The organism is Rubripirellula obstinata (assembly GCF_001642955.1).
GTDB classification, from domain to species: Bacteria; Planctomycetota; Planctomycetia; order Pirellulales; family Pirellulaceae; genus Rubripirellula; species Rubripirellula obstinata.
In genome coordinates this window covers 35,590-53,841 of the sequence record NZ_LWSK01000029.1, presented here as the reverse complement: position 1 = coordinate 53,841, position 18,252 = coordinate 35,590, and the positions used below count along the sequence as shown (strand labels likewise).

The 18,252-nt window shown below is 55.0% G+C and carries 12 protein-coding genes; 2 read left to right on the top strand and 10 right to left on the bottom strand.

What is annotated here, in order from left to right:
• Positions 1 to 236: 236 nt before the first annotated feature.
• The 3 genes from RC85_RS09920 to RC85_RS09910 all read right to left on the bottom strand — a co-directional run bounded on the left by RC85_RS09920 (position 237) and on the right by RC85_RS09910 (position 5,796).
• Entirely contained in the window at positions 237 to 1,673 is a 1,437-nt protein-coding gene (locus RC85_RS09920) for a sigma-54-dependent transcriptional regulator (RefSeq protein WP_068261902.1), read from the bottom strand.
• Positions 1,674 to 1,688: 15 nt separating this feature from the next.
• A complete protein-coding gene (gene carB, locus RC85_RS09915) occupies positions 1,689 to 4,943 on the bottom strand; it encodes a carbamoyl-phosphate synthase large subunit (RefSeq protein WP_068261899.1) in 3,255 nt (1,084 codons plus the stop codon).
• Positions 4,944 to 5,046: 103 nt separating this feature from the next.
• Complete coding sequence (locus RC85_RS09910) at positions 5,047 to 5,796, bottom strand: CPBP family intramembrane glutamic endopeptidase (protein WP_068261896.1); 750 nt, start codon at positions 5,794 to 5,796, stop codon at positions 5,047 to 5,049.
• 226 nt (positions 5,797 to 6,022) lie between these two features.
• On the opposite strand from RC85_RS09910, the gene folK reads away from it, so the two are divergent.
• Positions 6,023 to 6,976: a 2-amino-4-hydroxy-6-hydroxymethyldihydropteridine diphosphokinase gene (gene folK, locus RC85_RS09905; RefSeq protein WP_068261893.1), complete on the top strand. Its 954-nt coding sequence runs from the start codon at positions 6,023 to 6,025 to the stop codon at positions 6,974 to 6,976.
• A gap of 544 nt (positions 6,977 to 7,520) precedes the next feature.
• On the opposite strand, the gene pgsW is transcribed toward folK, so the two are convergent.
• The 4 genes from pgsW to RC85_RS09885 form a co-directional block, all read right to left on the bottom strand.
• Complete coding sequence (gene pgsW / locus RC85_RS09900; protein ID WP_068261890.1) at positions 7,521 to 8,666, bottom strand: poly-gamma-glutamate system protein; 1,146 nt, start codon at positions 8,664 to 8,666, stop codon at positions 7,521 to 7,523.
• Positions 8,663 to 9,154, bottom strand: a complete 492-nt coding sequence (gene pgsC / locus RC85_RS09895) for a poly-gamma-glutamate biosynthesis protein PgsC (protein ID WP_084422528.1) — start codon at positions 9,152 to 9,154, stop codon at positions 8,663 to 8,665. The genes pgsW and pgsC overlap by 4 nt, the downstream gene beginning before the upstream one ends.
• A 56-nt stretch (positions 9,155 to 9,210) precedes the next feature.
• Positions 9,211 to 10,407, bottom strand: a complete 1,197-nt coding sequence (gene pgsB, locus RC85_RS09890; RefSeq protein WP_068261887.1) for a poly-gamma-glutamate synthase PgsB — start codon at positions 10,405 to 10,407, stop codon at positions 9,211 to 9,213.
• 135 nt (positions 10,408 to 10,542) lie between these two features.
• A complete protein-coding gene (locus RC85_RS09885; protein WP_084422527.1) occupies positions 10,543 to 11,748 on the bottom strand; it encodes a M14 family metallopeptidase in 1,206 nt (401 codons plus the stop codon).
• Positions 11,749 to 12,033: 285 nt separating this feature from the next.
• Here RC85_RS09885 and RC85_RS09875 point away from each other — a divergent pair, with 285 nt between their 5' ends.
• Positions 12,034 to 13,566 (top strand): IS1182 family transposase, encoded by a 1,533-nt coding sequence (locus RC85_RS09875; protein WP_068261880.1) that lies wholly within the window; start codon positions 12,034 to 12,036, stop codon positions 13,564 to 13,566.
• Between the two features lie 238 nt (positions 13,567 to 13,804).
• Here RC85_RS09875 and RC85_RS09870 read toward each other — a convergent pair whose 3' ends face one another.
• The 3 genes from RC85_RS09870 to RC85_RS09860 form a co-directional block, all read right to left on the bottom strand.
• Complete coding sequence (locus RC85_RS09870) at positions 13,805 to 14,344, bottom strand: hypothetical protein (RefSeq protein ID WP_068261877.1); 540 nt, start codon at positions 14,342 to 14,344, stop codon at positions 13,805 to 13,807.
• 158 nt (positions 14,345 to 14,502) lie between these two features.
• Entirely contained in the window at positions 14,503 to 16,638 is a 2,136-nt protein-coding gene (locus RC85_RS09865) for a site-2 protease family protein (protein ID WP_149752504.1), read from the bottom strand.
• 105 nt (positions 16,639 to 16,743) lie between these two features.
• Positions 16,744 to 18,174: an efflux RND transporter periplasmic adaptor subunit gene (locus RC85_RS09860; RefSeq protein WP_068261871.1), complete on the bottom strand. Its 1,431-nt coding sequence runs from the start codon at positions 18,172 to 18,174 to the stop codon at positions 16,744 to 16,746.
• Positions 18,175 to 18,252 lie beyond the last annotated feature (78 nt).

Genomic DNA, 18,252 nt, shown 5'->3' with positions numbered 1-18,252 from the left:
CAGCCGAAACTCTTGGCGAGTTCCGCTACCCGAAAATTGAGGTGACGCGGAATACTAGCTGTCCCCGTCTGAACCCTGGCGGGCCCAGCTACGAAAGATTTCGCCAAATACGGAACTTGTTTCAGGACAGTGCCCAAGTTGTAGGCCGTGTGGAGCTTTGCGACACACGGCCTACGTTTGCTGGACTCCAAGTGTGCGGGCTGCAAGCCGTCACGTGCGATCGGACGAAGGCGTGATCAGCCCTCTTCGCCACTCTTGTATTGATCCAACCGGCGATACAAAGTTCTTGCACCAATCTTTAGCACCTTGGCGGCTTCTTCGCGGTTGTCGCCGGTTAGCTTTAGCGTTTCTTCGATCGCCCATTTTTCGATCACGGCGAGTGGCTGACCGATCAAATCTGAATTGCCGCCGCCGGTCACAAGGACCGGCGATTCATCGCCACCCGATTGATCATCGATATCGACAAGTTCGGGTGGCAAATCGTCGATGTCCAGCGATTCATCGGTGTCCAGAACGACCATCGTTTCCACAAAGTTACGCAACTGTCGAACGTTACCCGGCCAATCGTAAGCAAAGAAACGCTTGGTGGTTGCTGGCGTAAAATGCGCAACCGGTTTGTCGTGGCGGCGAAGGAATTGCTTGCGGAAATGATCCATCAAGGGAACCACGTCTTCGCGTCGCTCTCGCAGCGCGGGCAACTCGATCGTGACGACTTTCAAACGGTGATAGAGGTCTCTGCGAAACGTTCCCGCGTCGATCAACTCTTCCAACGGTCGGTTGGTGGCCGAGATCAATCGCACGTTGACCTTGGTCGATTTGTTGTCACCAACGCGTGTCACCTTGCTTTCTTCTAACACTCGCAACAATTTGATTTGCGTGCTGGCGGGCATATCGCCAACTTCATCCAAAAACAACGAACCGCCGTTGGCATACTGAAACGCGCCTTCACGATCGGAGACAGCGTCGGTGAAAGAGCCTTTGACGTGACCAAACAGTTCACTTTCGACCAGATTTTCAGCGATCGCGCCTGTGTTCATCGCGACGATGCGTTTGTTGCGACGAGGGCTGTTCTGGTGAATCGCTTGAGCGATGACTTCTTTACCGGTTCCATTTTCGCCCGTGATCAACACCGTTGCATCGGTCGCTGCGATGCGTCGAACGCGATCGACCACGTCCTGCATTTTTTTGCTGGTGTAGATGATCCCCTCAAACCCAAACCGCTCATCAAGACGTTGCAGCAGTTCCGTGTTCTGCTTGCGAAGCGAAACTGCCTCGGCAGCTTTTTCCGCGATCGCTCGCAAACGATTGGGCGTGATCGGTTTTTCAAGGAAGTTGAATGCTCCCTTTTGCATCGCTTCGACTGCGACGGGCACGGTCGCATGGCCGGTCACCATCACGATTTCGCACTCGGGTAATTTCTCTTTCGCCAACGACAAGATTTTCATTCCATCGACATCGTTCATCACCATGTCGGTAATGATGATGTCGTAGTTTTCGCGTTGGATCATGCCCGCTGCTTCGGGACCGCTGGTGGCAACTTCGCAAACGTAGCCGACCTTTTCCAACGACTCGGTCATCGCTCGCGCGTGAGCCGCTTCATTGTCCACGACCAACATTTTCAGGCTGGCGGGATCAAAGGAAAGTTCATCGGGTTTGTTTGGTTCAGCAGGCATGTTTCGCGAGCGTCTCTACTTATTCACAACGGCGTAACGGCTTTGCAGCGATTCGACTTCCATCGGCCCTTCACGCATCGCTTTCATCGCCAACACGGCTGCTTCGGCCGCGGCGATTGTTGTGATGCATGGCACACCGCTTTGCACTGCCGCGGCACGAATCTGGCCTTCGTCCGTGCGAGCACCCTTGCCGCTTGGTGTGTTGATGATCAATTGCACATCGTCATTCTTCAGGTAATCAATCAAGTTGGGATGGCCTTCGGAGAGCTTGCGGATCGCCGTCACCTCGACACCGCCCTCGGTCAGCCGCGCGGCGGTACCCGCGGTTCCCAACAGATCAAAACCGAGTTCACGCAGTTCGCGACCAAGGGCGACCACTTTGTCTTTGTGTCGGGCCGACATGCTCAGGAAAATCTTTCCCGATTCTGGCAGAATACTGCCCGCCGCGATTTGGCTTTTCGCAAACGCGACTGAAAATCGATCGCTGATCCCCATCACTTCGCCGGTGCTGCGCATCTCTGGGCCAAGCACAATGTCCACGCCGGCAAATTTGCGGAATGGAAAGACACTTTCCTTGATCGAAACATGTTTCGGAATGACTTCGGCCGTGACGCCCAGTTCTTTCAACGTCATTCCCGTCATCACCTTGGTCGCGATCGCGGCAACGGGCACGCCGGTTGCCTTGGCCACAAATGGGGCCGTTCGGCTGGCACGCGGATTGACTTCCAGAACGTAGACCTGGAAACCATCGTCTTCGTTCTTAACCGCGAACTGGATATTCATCAGGCCAATGACTTTCAAACGAGCGGCAAGCTTCTTAGTCGCTTCGCGAATTTCGTCCAGCACCGGTTGGGTCAAGCTGTAAGGCGGGATCGCACAAGCGGAATCGCCCGAGTGAACGCCGGCCTCTTCGATGTGTTCCATGATGCCCATCACGACGCAGTCCGTCCCATCGGCGACGGCATCAACATCGACTTCGGTCGCGTCTTCCAAAAAGCGATCGATCAACACCGGTTGTCCATCGGCGACGACAAAGGCTTCGGCAACGTAACGTTCAAATTGCGGTTGGTCGTAACAAATTTCCATCGCCCGTCCGCCGAGCACAAAGCTGGGGCGAACCAACATCGGGAAGCCGATTTTTTTGCCTTCTTCGCGAGCTTCGTCCATGTTGCGTGCGATCCCGCTAGGCGGCTGACGCAGACCCAACTCTTCGATCAATTGTTGGAACAGTTCGCGATCTTCGGCCGCTTCGATCGTATCGACGCTGGTGCCAATGATCGGCACGCCGGCTTCTTGCAACCCACGCGCCAAGTTCAACGGCGTTTGACCACCGAACTGCACAATCACTCCGTCGGGCTTGATCGCGTCACAGATATTCAGCACGTCTTCGATCGTTAGCGGTTCAAAGAACAAAATGTCCGAAGTGTCATAATCGGTGCTGACCGTTTCCGGGTTGCTGTTGACCATCACCGATTCGATACCCAATTCACGCAGCGCGAAACTGGCGTGACAACAGCAGTAATCAAATTCGATCCCTTGCCCAATTCGGTTCGGCCCACCACCCAAGATGATGATTCGTTTTTTGTCCGAAGGCTCGGGCAATTCGGTTTCGTGTTCGTAGGTGCTGTAGTAATAAGGTGTATAAGCCTCGAACTCGGCCGCACAAGTATCGACCGACTTGAACACGGGGCTGATCCCCATTTCAAGCCTGCGAGCACGAACTTTGGTTTCCGTCGTCTCAAAAATCTTGGCGAGTTGGCGATCAGCAAAACCATCGCGTTTAACCGATCGCATCGTGTCGTCGTCGATGGCATCGAGCGAACCAAGTTTGATCAGCCGTTCTTCTTGTTCGACAATTTGTGACAGGTGATCCAGGAACCAGATGTCGATGTGTGACAGGTCGTAAATTTCCTGAATCGACATGCCCGCCTTCATTGCATAGCGAAGAAAGAACACTCGTTCGGCCGTTGGCGTGCTGAGCTTGGCGATGATTTCGTCCATGCTGGGCTGGTCTTCGCCGCCCCACAGGTCTTTGTTGTCGCTGCCGAATCCGAACGCGCCGACTTCCAAACCACGAAGGGCCTTTTGGAACGATTCGCGGAAACTGCGGCCGATCGCCATCGTTTCACCAACGCTCTTCATTTGCGTCATCAACGTCGGGTCGGCTTCGGGGAATTTCTCGAAAGCAAAACGCGGGATCTTGGTGACCACGTAATCAATCGATGGCTCGAAACAGGCCTTGGTCTTTTGAGTGATATCGTTTGGCAGTTCCCACAATCGGTAACCCACCGCCAACTTGGCTGCGATCTTCGCGATCGGAAAACCGGTTGCTTTACTGGCCAGCGCACTACTGCGACTGACCCGCGGATTCATCTCGATCACGATCATGCGACCGGTGTCGGGTTTGATCGCAAACTGAATGTTACTGCCGCCGGTTTCAACGCCGATTTCGCGGATCACGGCTTGGGATGCGTCGCGCATCCGCTGGTATTCTTTGTCGGTCAACGTTTGCGCCGGCGCGACGGTGATCGAGTCGCCAGTGTGAACGCCCATCGCGTCAAAGTTTTCGATGCTGCAAATGATGACGACGTTGTCATCTTTGTCTCGCATCACTTCCATTTCGTATTCTTTCCAACCGATGATCGATTCTTCGACCAACACTTCGGTCACGGGCGACTGGTCCAATCCTTGTTGCACCAAGACGTCGAATTCGTCTTTGTTGTAAGCGATCGCACTTCCGCTGCCGCCCATCGTAAAACTGGGGCGAACGATCGCGGGCAGGCCAACTTCCGTTTGCGCTTTACGAGCCTCTTCCAACGTTCCGACGGTGAAGCCTTTGCAGACGTCCAACCCGATCTTTTCCATGGCAGCTTTGAACTGGTCACGTTCTTCGGCCTTGGCGATGACTTTGGAATCCGCGCCCAGCATTTCAACGCCGTACTTTTCCAGCACTCCGTTGGCGTCCAATTCCATGGCCGCGTTCAAACCGGTTTGTCCGCCCAGGGTTGGCAGCAGTGCGTCGGGACGTTCGGCCGCGATGACTTTTTCTAGCATCGGCCAGGTCAGCGGTTCGATGTAGGTTGCGTCGGCGGTGGCCGGATCGGTCATGATCGTGGCCGGGTTGCTGTTGACCAGCACGACCTCATACCCCTCTTCGCGGAGCGCTTTGCAGGCTTGGGTTCCCGAATAGTCAAATTCACAGGCTTGGCCGATAACGATCGGGCCGCTGCCAATGATCATGATTTTCTTGATGTCGTCGCGAGCTGGCACTGGGATTGGGTCCGGCGGTAATGGCTGGTTTGGGGGATTCAAATTCCAGCAAAGAATAGCGAAATCTGATCGATCGTCGAAGCGGTGGTCTTTTGGGAACCCGCTACGATGTCTCGGAATCTCTTTCCAGCCGCTCGGCTCGCGACGTCATCAGCATTTGCACGGCGTCATAGGCGGCATGTGCCGTGATCGGGACCAGCAAATTCCCGGTCCAGATGACCAGACCGCCAAAATAAAGCCCCATCACGGCGGCCAAAATAATGTACAGCTTGCTGATCGGATGCACTAAACCAAACGCGATCGACGAAACGATCAGGGCCACCCAAGTCGCGGTGCTGCTGCTGGGGACGCCACCGGTCGCAGTCGCCAATGCGTTGTAGATATCGACCAGCCAATACATCAACCAGCCGCGAAACAGCAATTCTTCGCCGATTCCCGCACACAAACTGATGGCGATCATTTCCATCGGGCGAAGACTCAACAACGTTTTCATCATTCCGTCATCGCTAAGCCGTTCCAGCTCGCGGACCGGTTCGCACGGAATCCGCCGAACAATCTCAATCAGAATCAGCATCGGGATCGCGGCCAGCAACCCCAACAGGATTCCGCCGGTGACCGATTGCCCTACCCAGTCGCGTACTGAATCCCAATCCCATGACTCCGCCGCCAAACCTCGCAGCGATTCGATCACGCTGTTGTCGAGCGAAAACTCAGGAATCAGATCGCGTGGATCGGGGCCAAGCCACCAACCAAGTACCAGTGCGATCAATCCAAGTGCGATCTCGAACAGGACAGCGGTCAGAAAAACCTCATCCGGGCTCTGCGAATCTTCTTGAGGTTCTGAATTTTCCATGCGTGGATCTTCGCCCCATTGGACGAAATCGGCAAGTCACCACATTGGTGAAGAATTTGCAGAGTAAAGTTTCGCCGAGCAACAATCTTGCACTATTTGAAAGATTTGATCGCGGCAGAGTTGATCCATCCCCGGGGCGATGGACAATTAACGGCGAGAGATTGCGAATCTGGAAATCCCAAAGATCCGCAGATAATCGTTCCAACCTAATTTCGGCATTCCACTTTTGTCCGGTTCCCAACATCAATGTCTGATTAGCTTCGGCAGCAACTTGGGCAACCGCGACACCGTCTTGGCCGAAGCAGCGTCCATGATCGCGGCCGATGGCTGCGTCAATGATTTCGCTGCCAGCCGTCTGTACGAAACGCCGCCAATCGGTGGCCCCGATGGGCAAGAGCCTTTTTTGAATGCGGTTGCCGCGTTTGAAACCAACGTTGCCGCTGCTAAAATTCTGTCAAAACTGCAATCGGTCGAAGACAAACTGGGGCGGCTTCGCAAGACTCGTTGGGGAGCCCGTTCGATCGACTTGGATGTGGTCCTGCACGGTGAATTGATCGGCGGCAGTCGCGGATTGGTCGTGCCTCATCCTCGCTACACCGCGCGCCGGTTTGTGTTGCGGCCGGCATGCGACGTTGCCGGTCACTATCGCGACCCTCGGTTTGGATGGTCGCTGCAAAAACTTGCCGATCACTTAGACCAAGGCGTCGCGTCAATGGCTTTGGCCGGTGGCACCGAAGCGAATCGCAGTGAATTGTGCGACAGGCTTTCCCATGAATCCGGTTTGACCATCTTTAAGTCACGCCCCATCGCCCAGCCCATGTCAGTGATCGGTAACGCGCCTGCACCGAATCAAACGTCATCATCCGCAAACCGACATCCCACCATTCCACTGAGCACTGACACCGCGTGGGTGTCCGACTTCGTTCCCGACTTGCCCGATACAGAAAGCGAACCGGCAAAACTGCCAAACACGCCAAGACTGATCGCTCGCTTGCAGGCGACCGAACCAGGCAACCGCTGGCCGGCTCCCCATCAAATGTGGCCCGGCGGACGAAACTGGCCGGAATACCGGCTGGAACTCGACGACATGGATTGGGCCGCCAAAGAAGTCGTCTCAGCAATTCAATCGATGCGGTGCTCGTTAGTACCGGTCAGCGAAGACGGAAACTGGTGGCAATGAACGTATCGGCTTTCAAAACTCTGCGTCTCCGCGCCTCTAGCGACTTTGCGTCATCTTCTTCGATGTTCCCTTCTATCTCTATCGGGAAAAAGTAGCCGGGCAACGACTGGCCTGATGAAAATCATTGCAACGCAGCAAATTGGGCAAGCTGCACCATGGCCGGCAACACAAACTGCAGCGCTGCGAAGCATTGTGGCAACGGCACATTTCCCTGATCGCCAGCATGTAGGCCGTAGCGAGCCAAAGCGAGTTACGGCAATGTGCGCAACGCCGTAACTCGCTATGGCTCGCTACGGCCTACTTTCAAGGGTCGCGACAACTTGACAACGACACATTTTCATCAGCCCATGCGATGTAATTCTGCGGATAGAAGTGCGACCTATGTAAGTTGTGAACGCTACGCGGAACTGAATCCTGATTGGACGTCGTCGGGACCGCTTGGTTCGTCGCTTGGGTTGGAGTCCAGTTGGCAGCCAACTTCAATGATCGTCATCGATTCGGACTGTTGAGATTGGCATTAAACGGATTGGCATGGTCGACAGATCTAGACCATCGCCTCGGTCGAGGTGTCTTTCTTGGGAGACTTGGATAGCTTTAGCAATCGCAAACCAATATCGCTGCGCACGAAACCATAGAGCATTAAACCCAATAGCCCGAGGACACTGGCGGCCAGGATCTTGCTGTAATCGACCGCCTCGAACACGGCCGCTTCGCCGGGCGCGGGTGGCACCAGCGGCGGAACGGGTAAACCGTTCTGCTCGGCGATGTCAGCGATTTGTGCGAAGTGAATCACGGGAACGCCTCTCAATATAAACTTCGGCATGATGCCATCGGTTTGCCGGATCTTGTCGGGAGGATCAAGATTGAGGCCAGGACTGAACATTTTTTTGCCGAGCGTACGACCGACCGAAACGGTGCCTGCGCCGACGTTGATGTAGGCTTTGATAGGTTTGCCGTTGGCCTGCGAATCGTACAGATCCATGCGTTCTTTTACAGCGTCCTCGAACGTTTCGGCTTTCAATTTCGTCAACCCGTTTCGTTCAATTCCATAATCAATTGCCTTCAAACCTTCTTCGGAAAGCCCGAGTCCGCGATCTTCAAATCCGCCGATCGACGCGGCAATCGCTCGAGTACTGAACAGACCTTGTTCGACAAGAATGCGTTCCATGTCCAGCCACAACAGGTCGGGCAGGTTCGCGCCCCACTGCGATGCGGCTCCGCTGGTCACGATGATTGGCTTTAGTTCCATCACTTCGGCGGCCGCGTAAACACAGACGTTGATACCGGGGAACGAACCGCTGACCCCGATCGCGACGACATCGCCTTTATCGCAGCCCGCGTCGTGCAGCATTTGCACCGCGACAGCAGCGAAGTTGGGATTGATCGCGGTTCGCTTGGCGGTCACGTCACCGGCAAGACTGGTGACGTCGGACATCGCCAGTCCCAGCATGCCGCTTTGGGTCAGGTCCATCGTTTCATCGATGTCATAACCCAGTTCCATGCGAGCGTCGTAGATGACGTCGTAGGCCTCGGCGGCAAGCTCGGTGGCTGCCATCTTTTCATCGTAGTGTGGCTGTAGTCGTTCGACTTTGACCGATTCAACCACGATCAATCCAACAACGGCGGTGAATGCGATCAAGACTAGGCCGGTGCGCGAGACGGCCTTGGGACGCCAGTAAACTTTCTTCATGATGAGAGCGACATTCCGTAAATGATGATGAGGATCATGCGAATCGCGACGGATGCCGTCATCAAAGCGCACAGGGTTTCCAGCCAGCCTTGCCGGTCCATCCAGATCGCGATCAGCCCGGGCAGGATGTAACCGATGACCATGAAGTTGGCATCGCCGGTGGCCAGGAACGTGATCGAGCTGAGTTCGCCAAAGGGTACGAAGTCCAACAGGATGCGGATCAAGTAACCGACCAGGATCATCAGTACCGTTCGTCGCCGGCCGTAGATGATGATGAACGTTCCCAGTGCGTGAACGACCAGGTAGGTGATGCCTGCGGCAGCAAGCGTGAGTACGACGTCGAAGGGACGGCCAAGATTCAACGCGATGAATCCGGGAACGACCATGCCGCCGGCGGCGAGGCCGAAGAGTTCCGAAAAGATGAGACTGATGACCAGTCCCACGCCAACGGCGACCATCATCTGGTCAGCCATGTCCGTTGGGTTCATGAGGGTTTCCTTGTAAGTGGTTCGCTAAGATTGAATTGAGATTGGAATGGTTTCGTTTACTTGAATTCGCGTCGTCGGCTTCGGTTGGCGAAGTAGCGGACCAAGTCCAGGCCGACGCCAGCGATGTTGGCCATGCCCATGACCAAGCTGTTTCCTTCGGAGAGTTCGACGATCATCTCGAACACTTGGTCGACCGGTTGATCCTCAGCAAACACCAACTTCATCGGATCGATGCCCGCATTGGTGGCCGCGCGGGCAAAGATGTAAGTTCCCGATCCGATCAGCAGATAGCGGTCCGCCTCGGGCCAGTTCTTAATCACGGTTCCGAGTTGATCGCTGCGGTCAGGACGGTCGGCGCGGCAATTGAAAATCGCAATTCGTTTGTCGACGTCGGGATAACGTTCCAACGCCATCTTCCAAATCCTTTCGGTGGATTCAGGGTCGTTAGCCGCGAAACCGTTGACGAAGTTGATTTTGCGATGAAAGAAATCCATCTCGTAGGCCATCATCGCGCCGGGGTCAGGCTTGGCGCTCCACATGCCACGAAGGGCCACGCTTCGATCGACGCCAACATCCTCGCAGACTCGCAGTGCCAATGCAACGTTCTCAGCATGTTCCACGTAACTGAACCCGGCTAGGTCCAAGGGCGTGATTTTTTCAACGTCTTCTTCCGTCGTTGGAATGATCGTCGTACCACGTTCGGCGGTAACTTGGTTGTAAATGTCGATGTGGTCACGTTCGGCGGTAAAGAACTTTCCACCGCGTGGAACCATTCCTGCCAGCGCCCATGCGACATCACGTTCGGTCGGCCCCATCACATCCAAGTGGTCTTCGCGCGCGTTGGTCAGAACGCCGTGGGTTGCGCGGACCAGTTTGTCTTCGCACAACCATTGCAAGTATGGGATCAACGCCATGCACTCCAGCACCAATGCCTCGGATTCAAACTCGACCGCCGTTTTGACAATCCGAATCTGCTCGATCACGTTCGCTCGCGAGGGACGAAACACTGGGTATTCCGTGCCATCGGGTAAGATCATTCGCGGCAGCGTCCCAGTGGTTTTGCAGCATGTTCGAATGCCACCTTCACGCATTCCAGCGGCAATCAAGCGCGCAACGCTGGACTTGCCTCGCGTTCCATTGACATGAATCCGAATCGGGATTTTTTCAAGGCGTCGTCGATGCGTCAGCGATTCGATCAGCCCTCCGGCGATCACAGCGCCGGTGGTTCCAAGAAGAGCAAGTTCTGCGGTCATGCAGTCAGATAAGTTGAAAAGGTAGCAGAAGTCGCCAAGACTTTCGGCAAGGATTGAAAATTCGCGGAGGCCGAAAGTCTTGGCGACTTCCGCTACGGAATTGTGCTAATGAGAAAGCGAAACGTGTGCCAATCACTACTTTTGTTGTGACTTTATTTCTAAAAGCAACTTCATCATTTCTTCGGCGGATCGGTTGGCGATCTCGGCGATGCGAGGTCGATCGGTTTCGTCACCAAACTCGTAGGTGATCGCGTGAATGCCAAGCTCGCGTGCGACCCAGGCTTTGCTGGTCGCGCGGTGGACATTGTGCCCGTCGTCACGCAGCACATCAAAGTTCGGCATCCGCTTGTCGATCGCGGCCAACCAGTCTTTGGTAAAACCGTCCGGGAACAAATCGTTCTTCTTCGGCGCGGTGTAGAACATTTCGTTGTACGTGCTGTGGAAATCCAGGAACAACCAGGGACGACCATTCCCAGTCCTTTGCAACCGAAGCATCGAATCGCGAATCGTTTGGGTTTCTGGCTGCGTAAATTGCAGCCAGTCGCGATTTAAGTCGACACCGTTCGCGTTCGCTCGCCAATATCCGCGTGCGACACCGTCCGGATTTGCGATCGGAACGCATACGGTTTGAAACTTTTCACGAAAGTCCTTTGCCAGTGGCGTGTCGGCACACAAGGCTTCGACAAACAGCATCATTCCGATCGTGCCAGTGACTTCCGGTGGATGCTGACGAGACAGAATGAAGATCGAATCACCGGCGTTTGGATTGCCGATTTTCAGTTCGTAGATTGGCCGCTCGCGAACGGACTTGCCGATCACGGATTGGGTGACAAAAGACTTCTCTGCGAGCGATTCTACCCAGCGTGCGATGTCTTTGTTGCCGACCAACTCTTGCCCGGCAACCCACAAAGCCTGATCGCTGACGGGAAGTCGAAGCGTTATTTCACGGCCGCCCGGATGCCGGGACACGATCAGGTTCTCAGCGGGTTCCCAGTTGATTCGATCTCGACTGATTTTGGGTTCGTAACGGTGCGAACCGCCCTCGTATCGAAGTCGGACCAAGATCTCTTGCGTCTTGCTCGATTCGACTCGGAAGGCGTACCAAGCACTATCGTTAATCGGTTCGATTTCGGGTTTGATGATGATCTCAAAGTCATCTCGCCTGGTTTCAATCAAGCGGTCGATTTTTCCGCCTGGAAAATCAGTCGTGAAGCGTATTGCCTTGTCTTGAGATTCAAACGAGACCGCGGAATCAATCGTTGCATTCGGATCGGCAAGGGCAACCGAACTGGAGGCAACAAAGAGTAAAGAGAGAGTGCTGGAGGTCAGCAGGCGAATCATGTTGGTAAATCTTTTTCCAGGGGTGGAAAATCCGTTTCCGACACAGGGATTCCCCAGCAGAACTTTTGCAGAGTTTCGTGGTGTTTTGGGGAATCGGAATGCCGAGATCCGTGGTGACTTCGGCGAAACCGATGAATCGCACAGGGTGTGCCAATGTGTGAGGGACGGCAATCGCGTAGCGGAACTCGCATACGGCTTGTTGATTTATTGCCTTGCTGACTGATTGTATCGGATGCGGATCGCGCTAGAATTTGGTTTTCACTTCTTTCTTCCGAGGTCGATCCATTGCGTTGGGACCAGCCCGCTCTGTGCAGGGATCAGCAAGTGCTGTTCCCCGAAAAGCTCGATCAAATCATTCCCGCCGACCATCGTGTCCGCCAAATCGACTGGATCCTGCGACAAATCGATTGGTCCGACTGGGAACAACTCTACAAGCCCAACGATGCCGGAAGGCCCCCCATTCATCCTCGCGTCCTGGCTTCGGTCATCCTCTACGGCTTGCTCTGCCGTATCCGGGCCTCGCGTAAGCTCGAAGAAGCACTCAGCGTTCGCAATGATTTTCGCTGGCTCGTCGAAGGTCGCTCGATCGATCACACCACGCTGAGCAGCTTTCGCACCGCCCATCCCAAGCTGCTTAAAGGGATGTTCGTCAAAGTCGGTTTGCTGGCCAAAGAGATGCAGCTTTCCGCCTTCAAGATGTTTGGCTACGACGCCACGCGGGTCCGGGCGAGCAACCGAAGAACCGGAACTCGCTCGCTCGAAGAACTCAAGGAAGCCAAGAAGCAACTCCAAGAACAATTCGAGCAAGAACAGAAGAAAGCCGATCAAGAACAAACCGCCGAAGATCAATTGCACGCTGACGATTCGGGCTCCAAGGGGACGCTCGAGGATCTAAAGAAGAAGTCCGAGCAGATCGATGCCGCTTTGAAGCGATACGAGCAACTTGAACAAGAAGGCAAGACGAAGCCTGCACGTCTTCCGATCACTGACACCGATGCTCGTGTGAGCAAGAATAAGGAAGGCGGCTACGGAATCAACCACACGCCGGCCAACGTGGTCGACCAGGAAAGCGGCTTGGTGGTCGACAGTGACGTGATCGACGGGGTCAACGAAAATGGCAGCATGATCGGTGCGGTCAACCAAGCCCGCGAGAACTTGGAGATCGAAGGCGAAGCGGTGCAGGTTCTCGCCGACGGCTTGATGGACACGCCTGCGAACATCGTTGGCTGTCCTGAAAACGAGATGGAACTGTTCACCCCCGCCGGGCCGAGTAACCCGGCGTTTCGCGATGACCCCAGCGAGCCGGTTGCCGAGGAAGACATCGATCGCCTGCCCACTCGTAAGCGAGATGGCAAGAAGTACTTTGACAAATCCGCTTTCGTTTACGATAGCGAAGCGAACGCGTTTCATTGCCCGCAAGGCAAAGTTCTGGAGCACGCATCAAGCCGGACCGACCATACCGGTCAGCCTCGTGATACGTATCGAGCTTCGGCAAGCGTGTGCAACGGTTGTCCTTTGAGGGATCGCTGTTTTCAGAGCAAGGGCAACAAATCAGGTCGCCGGATCGAGTGCGGTAGCGAAGAGAAAGCGGTGCAAGATCACCGTCAGAAAATGCAAACCGAAGAGGCCAAAGTGGTCTACGCCAAGCGAGCCGCCGCGACGGAGCGTCCGTTCGCGGTGATCAAGCATGTGTTTGGACTGCGTCAGTTTCTGACTCGCGGTTTTGAGCGAGTGCGACAGGAATGGGACTGGGCCAACGTGGCCTTCAACCTGACGATCCTGGAGCGTCATCTCGGATCGGGTTGTGGCTTTCCTTAGCAGCCTGGCCTGAGCATCGTGCCTTCCCCCGTCCGCCTATCCCTCCAACCCGACACGACGACTTAACGAGGCTCCCGCTGCGCGATGAGCGCAGCGGGGGTAAGGGGGAAACCACCCCAAAACCCATCGAAAACGAGATAGTTCAACAAGTCGCCAAGAGTTTCGGCTACGAGGGGGACGCCGAAAGTCTACGCGACTTCCGCTACCTCCTAACCGAAGATTGAGCTGACATGGACTACTAACCCAACAACAAACCGCTTTCGCCACCGGCACCTTCTTCCCATTCACGCCGAATCTCGCGCAGACCATAGGCGCACATTTCAAACTGCTCGCTCATCTGCATCAGCACTTCGCTAGACGGCCGGTCATCGCCGCCTTGGATTGTCGCGGCGATCGCGTAAGCACGTTTGCCCTGTTTGCAATAATCCAAAAACTCATCACAGGATTGACCGCGTTTTGTCTTCCGCAGGCTTTCAGGATACATGCCTGACCAAAATAGAGTGAAATCGCCGATGTGCCGATGAACGCCGCGGCGAGCCAAACCGATCCGACGCTCGGCTTCGCAAAGCATCTGAAAAACCTCCGTCGCTGGCTGTCCGTCAGGCTGGCGGACTCGCTGGGTTTCATCGATTCGCGTGAACCGCAAAAGCAGATCGCTGACGTAGTCCACCATCTGGACATCGGCCACACCAAGTTTCGAGTGAAAGATGCACTCGCTTAGTCCGCGAAAGAAACGATCGATCGTTGACCGTTCTTCTCTGTTTGATTCAGGTTCCATTGTCTAGCTCCTGTGGTTTTTATCACCGTCGCCTCATTCGCCTGAATTCTACAACTAGTAGCCAAATCCTGCCGCGTCAAGAGATATTTGTGGGAGTCTAGGTTTTAGCCGACCAACTCACCAATCGAATCGGCTAAAGCATGGAATCCCGCGATACACTACCGCCAAACCGATTCGATCAAACGTTGCACAAGCGATCGATTATCCGAAATTGTCATCATTCCAATTTGACCGGTTTGCACCTCGGCACTGGTCAACGGATCCAACAGAGCGACACTCTGCATCAGAGGACTGGCGGATCTCATTTCCGCTTCTTCCGGGGATGGCTCCACCGCCAAGGGACCGCCCGCATTCGCACCCAGCGCCGGATGCGGCAGCGACTGGCTGGCACGAGGACGCAGCGGCGGCGGCATCGCGACCAATGACTTCCCGCCTCGCAAACGAATCGTTGATGGATGCTGATGGGAAACCGCTAAATTGTAAGCTTCGACATCACGAGTCGTGACAGCGACCAACAATTCTTTTTCTTGCGGATCGCAAACACAAAGCAATTCAGAACCTTCTTTGACAAAACTGCCCTGCAAACTTTCGATCCCAGCACCCGTCACTAGGCCATCACGCGACGCAGTGATCCTCAGCGACGCAACCTCCGCATTCAGTTCAGCAAGCTGGCGTTGAAAACTAGCCGCGCGTTCTGATTCCGAAGCAGCCATCGCCAAGTCACCAGTCCGACGCAGTTGCACTTCTCGCATTTGCGACGATTGCCACTGGTCAGCCAATTCATCTCGCCGCAACAACAATTCAGGTGCGTCCAATTGGACCAACAACGCACCGCGACTGACACGTTCCCCACGTTGAACAAAAACATCTTGAACAAACGCGTTCGTTGCCGCACGGGCAATCTGTTCGTCGCAAAACCGAACCACGACGGGGACACGACGCGCAAACGGCGATGTGGCCATCGCAAAGTAACTGACTGACGAAACGACAAACAACAAAACCAAACACAACCGAGTTCGATGCGGCGTTACGAAACGATACGCGTCGGCATCGTACTTCCAAACTTTGAACATCCAACGAGTCAGCGGCAACACGGCCCACAAGATCGTGGCAACCAAAGCCAAAAAGACCCCCAACCCCTTAAACCACAATGCGACACCCAACACCAAGCCGCCCATCCAGACGATTTGGAAAATAACACTGGCGATTGCGTGCAGGGTCGCCGCGGGTTGCCGCCAACCGGACAACAAGGCTGAATCTGCCGGAATCTTTACCAGCCATTGGTTGACGAAACCTGCCAATTGATTGCGGCCATGCATCCTAAGATTCGGAATCTCGGTCAAGTCAGACAGAACATAGTAGCCATCGAGCCGAAGTAACGGGTTCGCGTTGACCAACAAAGTCGCCGGTCCGGTGACGAAGAAGATTTGCACCATCAAGTGGGACGCAAATCCCGGTGGAAGAACTAACCAAGCCCAAGCGGCCATCGAAGCGATCGCCAGTTCGATGTAAACACCCGACAGTGCAATCTGAACTCGTTTCCAGCGACTGCGAAGCTTCCAAGCATCGGTTACATCAACGTATGCGAGTGGCGCGAACAGGAAAAACATGATCCCCGCCTTGCCGACATGAACGCCGTGATACTTCGCCGAGGTGGCGTGCCCTAATTCGTGCAACACCTTGGCGACCAACCAAACTCCAAACATCACGACCCACATGCTGGGATCAAACAGCTTGGCAATTTCGTGGAAGAACGATTCGCGATGGCCCAAAACCACGCCCATGCCGCTGACGACCAGCACCAACCACATCACGATGCCAACACGTGAAAAGATAAACCCAAAGTGTCTTGCCAACGGTTCCGCGATCCGATTGCAGGCAACGAGTGGAATGCGTTGACTGATCGCCATCGAAAGAATCCCAGGCAGACGACGCGACCAAGCAGCGGCCGCCGGTACCGCAGCGGGTCCAGTTGGCGGACCAGAACCCTCGATTGGCGACGCGACCTTATTGGTGACAAATCGCGAAACCAATTCGGCAACGTCTTCCGCTTCCCAGTCGATTCCTTCCACGTTCAACTGAGTCGTAATCTCGCCGATGTCACGACTGCCATCAAGCAATTCAGCGATACGAAATTCAACCGGCCCAAGTTGAAAGAACTTTCCCGCCGTCACATGACTGGCGATGACCTGCGTTCGCCCACCGACCGTGCGTTGTTCAAACGTAACGGCGTCGTCCATCGCAACGCGAGGAGCAGACGGTGGTGCAGCATTTGGGTCAGGTGTTTCCATCATTGATTCAACTCACAAATATCGCAATGAGTACTGAGTACTGAGTACTGAGTACTGAGTACTGAGTACTGAGTACTTGGTACTTGGTACTTCGTACTTACTTCCCTCCTAATACCCAATCATCCACAAACAACGTTCCACCGTCCCGCGCACCCACGACCAAATCCATGGCCTCAACGGTCCGTAGGCGACGGCTTTTCCTTGCATCCCCGGACGAAGCTCACCATCAACATTTGGCACTTCGATTCGTCCGATGAACACGTTTCGATCTTCGCGAAGTTCGGCTGCGGGATAGATTTCCTGCAGCAACAAATCCATCGACTCGCCACCGATTGCGTCGATCTTGACTCGCGTGTCCATCCCTTTGGTGATGAACCCGATTTCGTGCTCGGCAATTTCCAACTCAATCGCGACCGAATCCATTGCCGCGACTTCCAACAGCGTCTGTCCCAATTCCAGCGGCGATCCGATATGTCGCCGCAGGTCTCCGCTGACAACGACGCCGTCGATTGGACTGGTAACGCTAAGCCGTCGCAAACGATCAGACACCAAATCAATTTTGCGTTGCAGCTTTTTCTGTTCCAACGACGCTTGTTGTGCATCAGCGATTCGTCGTGATGCTAAAGCAGCGTTATGCTCTTTGACCGCTTGTTGCAACTCAGTTTGAAGCCCTTCCAATTCCAATCTTAACGGACGTCCATCCAGCAGCAGTAGCGACTGGCCAGCGGTGACCTGTTCGCCTGGCTTGACGTTGACATCCAACAATCGAGCTTCAAACGGCATTGCAATGTAACGTCCACTGAGTGTTTCAACGCCTGCCTTCGCAGCGACGCGGTAACGCACCGGCCAAACCGCAATGATGGCAACCAGCAAGACCGCGCCGACGGCCCAAGCCTTGACAGCGGAGCTAGTGCCCGACGCACTGGATCCTAACAAACCGGCCGACAAAGGCAGCCGACGCGCAGGCCGGCTGAACAAGGCCGCAGCCAAGGTGCCAGCGACCGGCTGCATCCATCGAATTGCCGCCGGATCGTCGTGAACCCAAACCTCGCAACGTGACGCACCGCCGATCGCGGGCAGAGTCACGGTTTGAATTTTGGTGTCCGGTTCCAACTGATCGGTATTACGCGAGGCTCTTCCCGACCACTCGCCGGCGACTTGATCGAACAGCGACGAACCCGAACCGATCCAACCCAACCGACAATCAAACAACCACTTCAAGTTGCTGCCACCGATTCCAGCGCGGACCGTGCTGGACGTTCCCGGCGGAGCGATCGCGCGAACGATCCGCTCCATTGCTTCGCGTCGATCTGATGCACCGCAAATCGCTTCGATGATATCTAACGTCGCCTTCGCATCGCTTGGCGATTGACTCGCGATCGCCGGATCCGCGGCGTATTGTTGACGTGCTGGTGAAGCGTCCACCGACGTCGGGATGTCATGTCCCGCCGCTGCCTTTAGCTGAGCGACCGCATCATCCAGCGCAGCGGCGATCGACGTCGAATCGCTAGTCGGCTGGGATGATGTGGGATGGTTCATGAGGTTTGATTTGATGTGTTTCGTCAAGCGTCGGTAATTTCACTTCACCCTTTGGGAAAGGTCAGGCTCTCAGGCCAA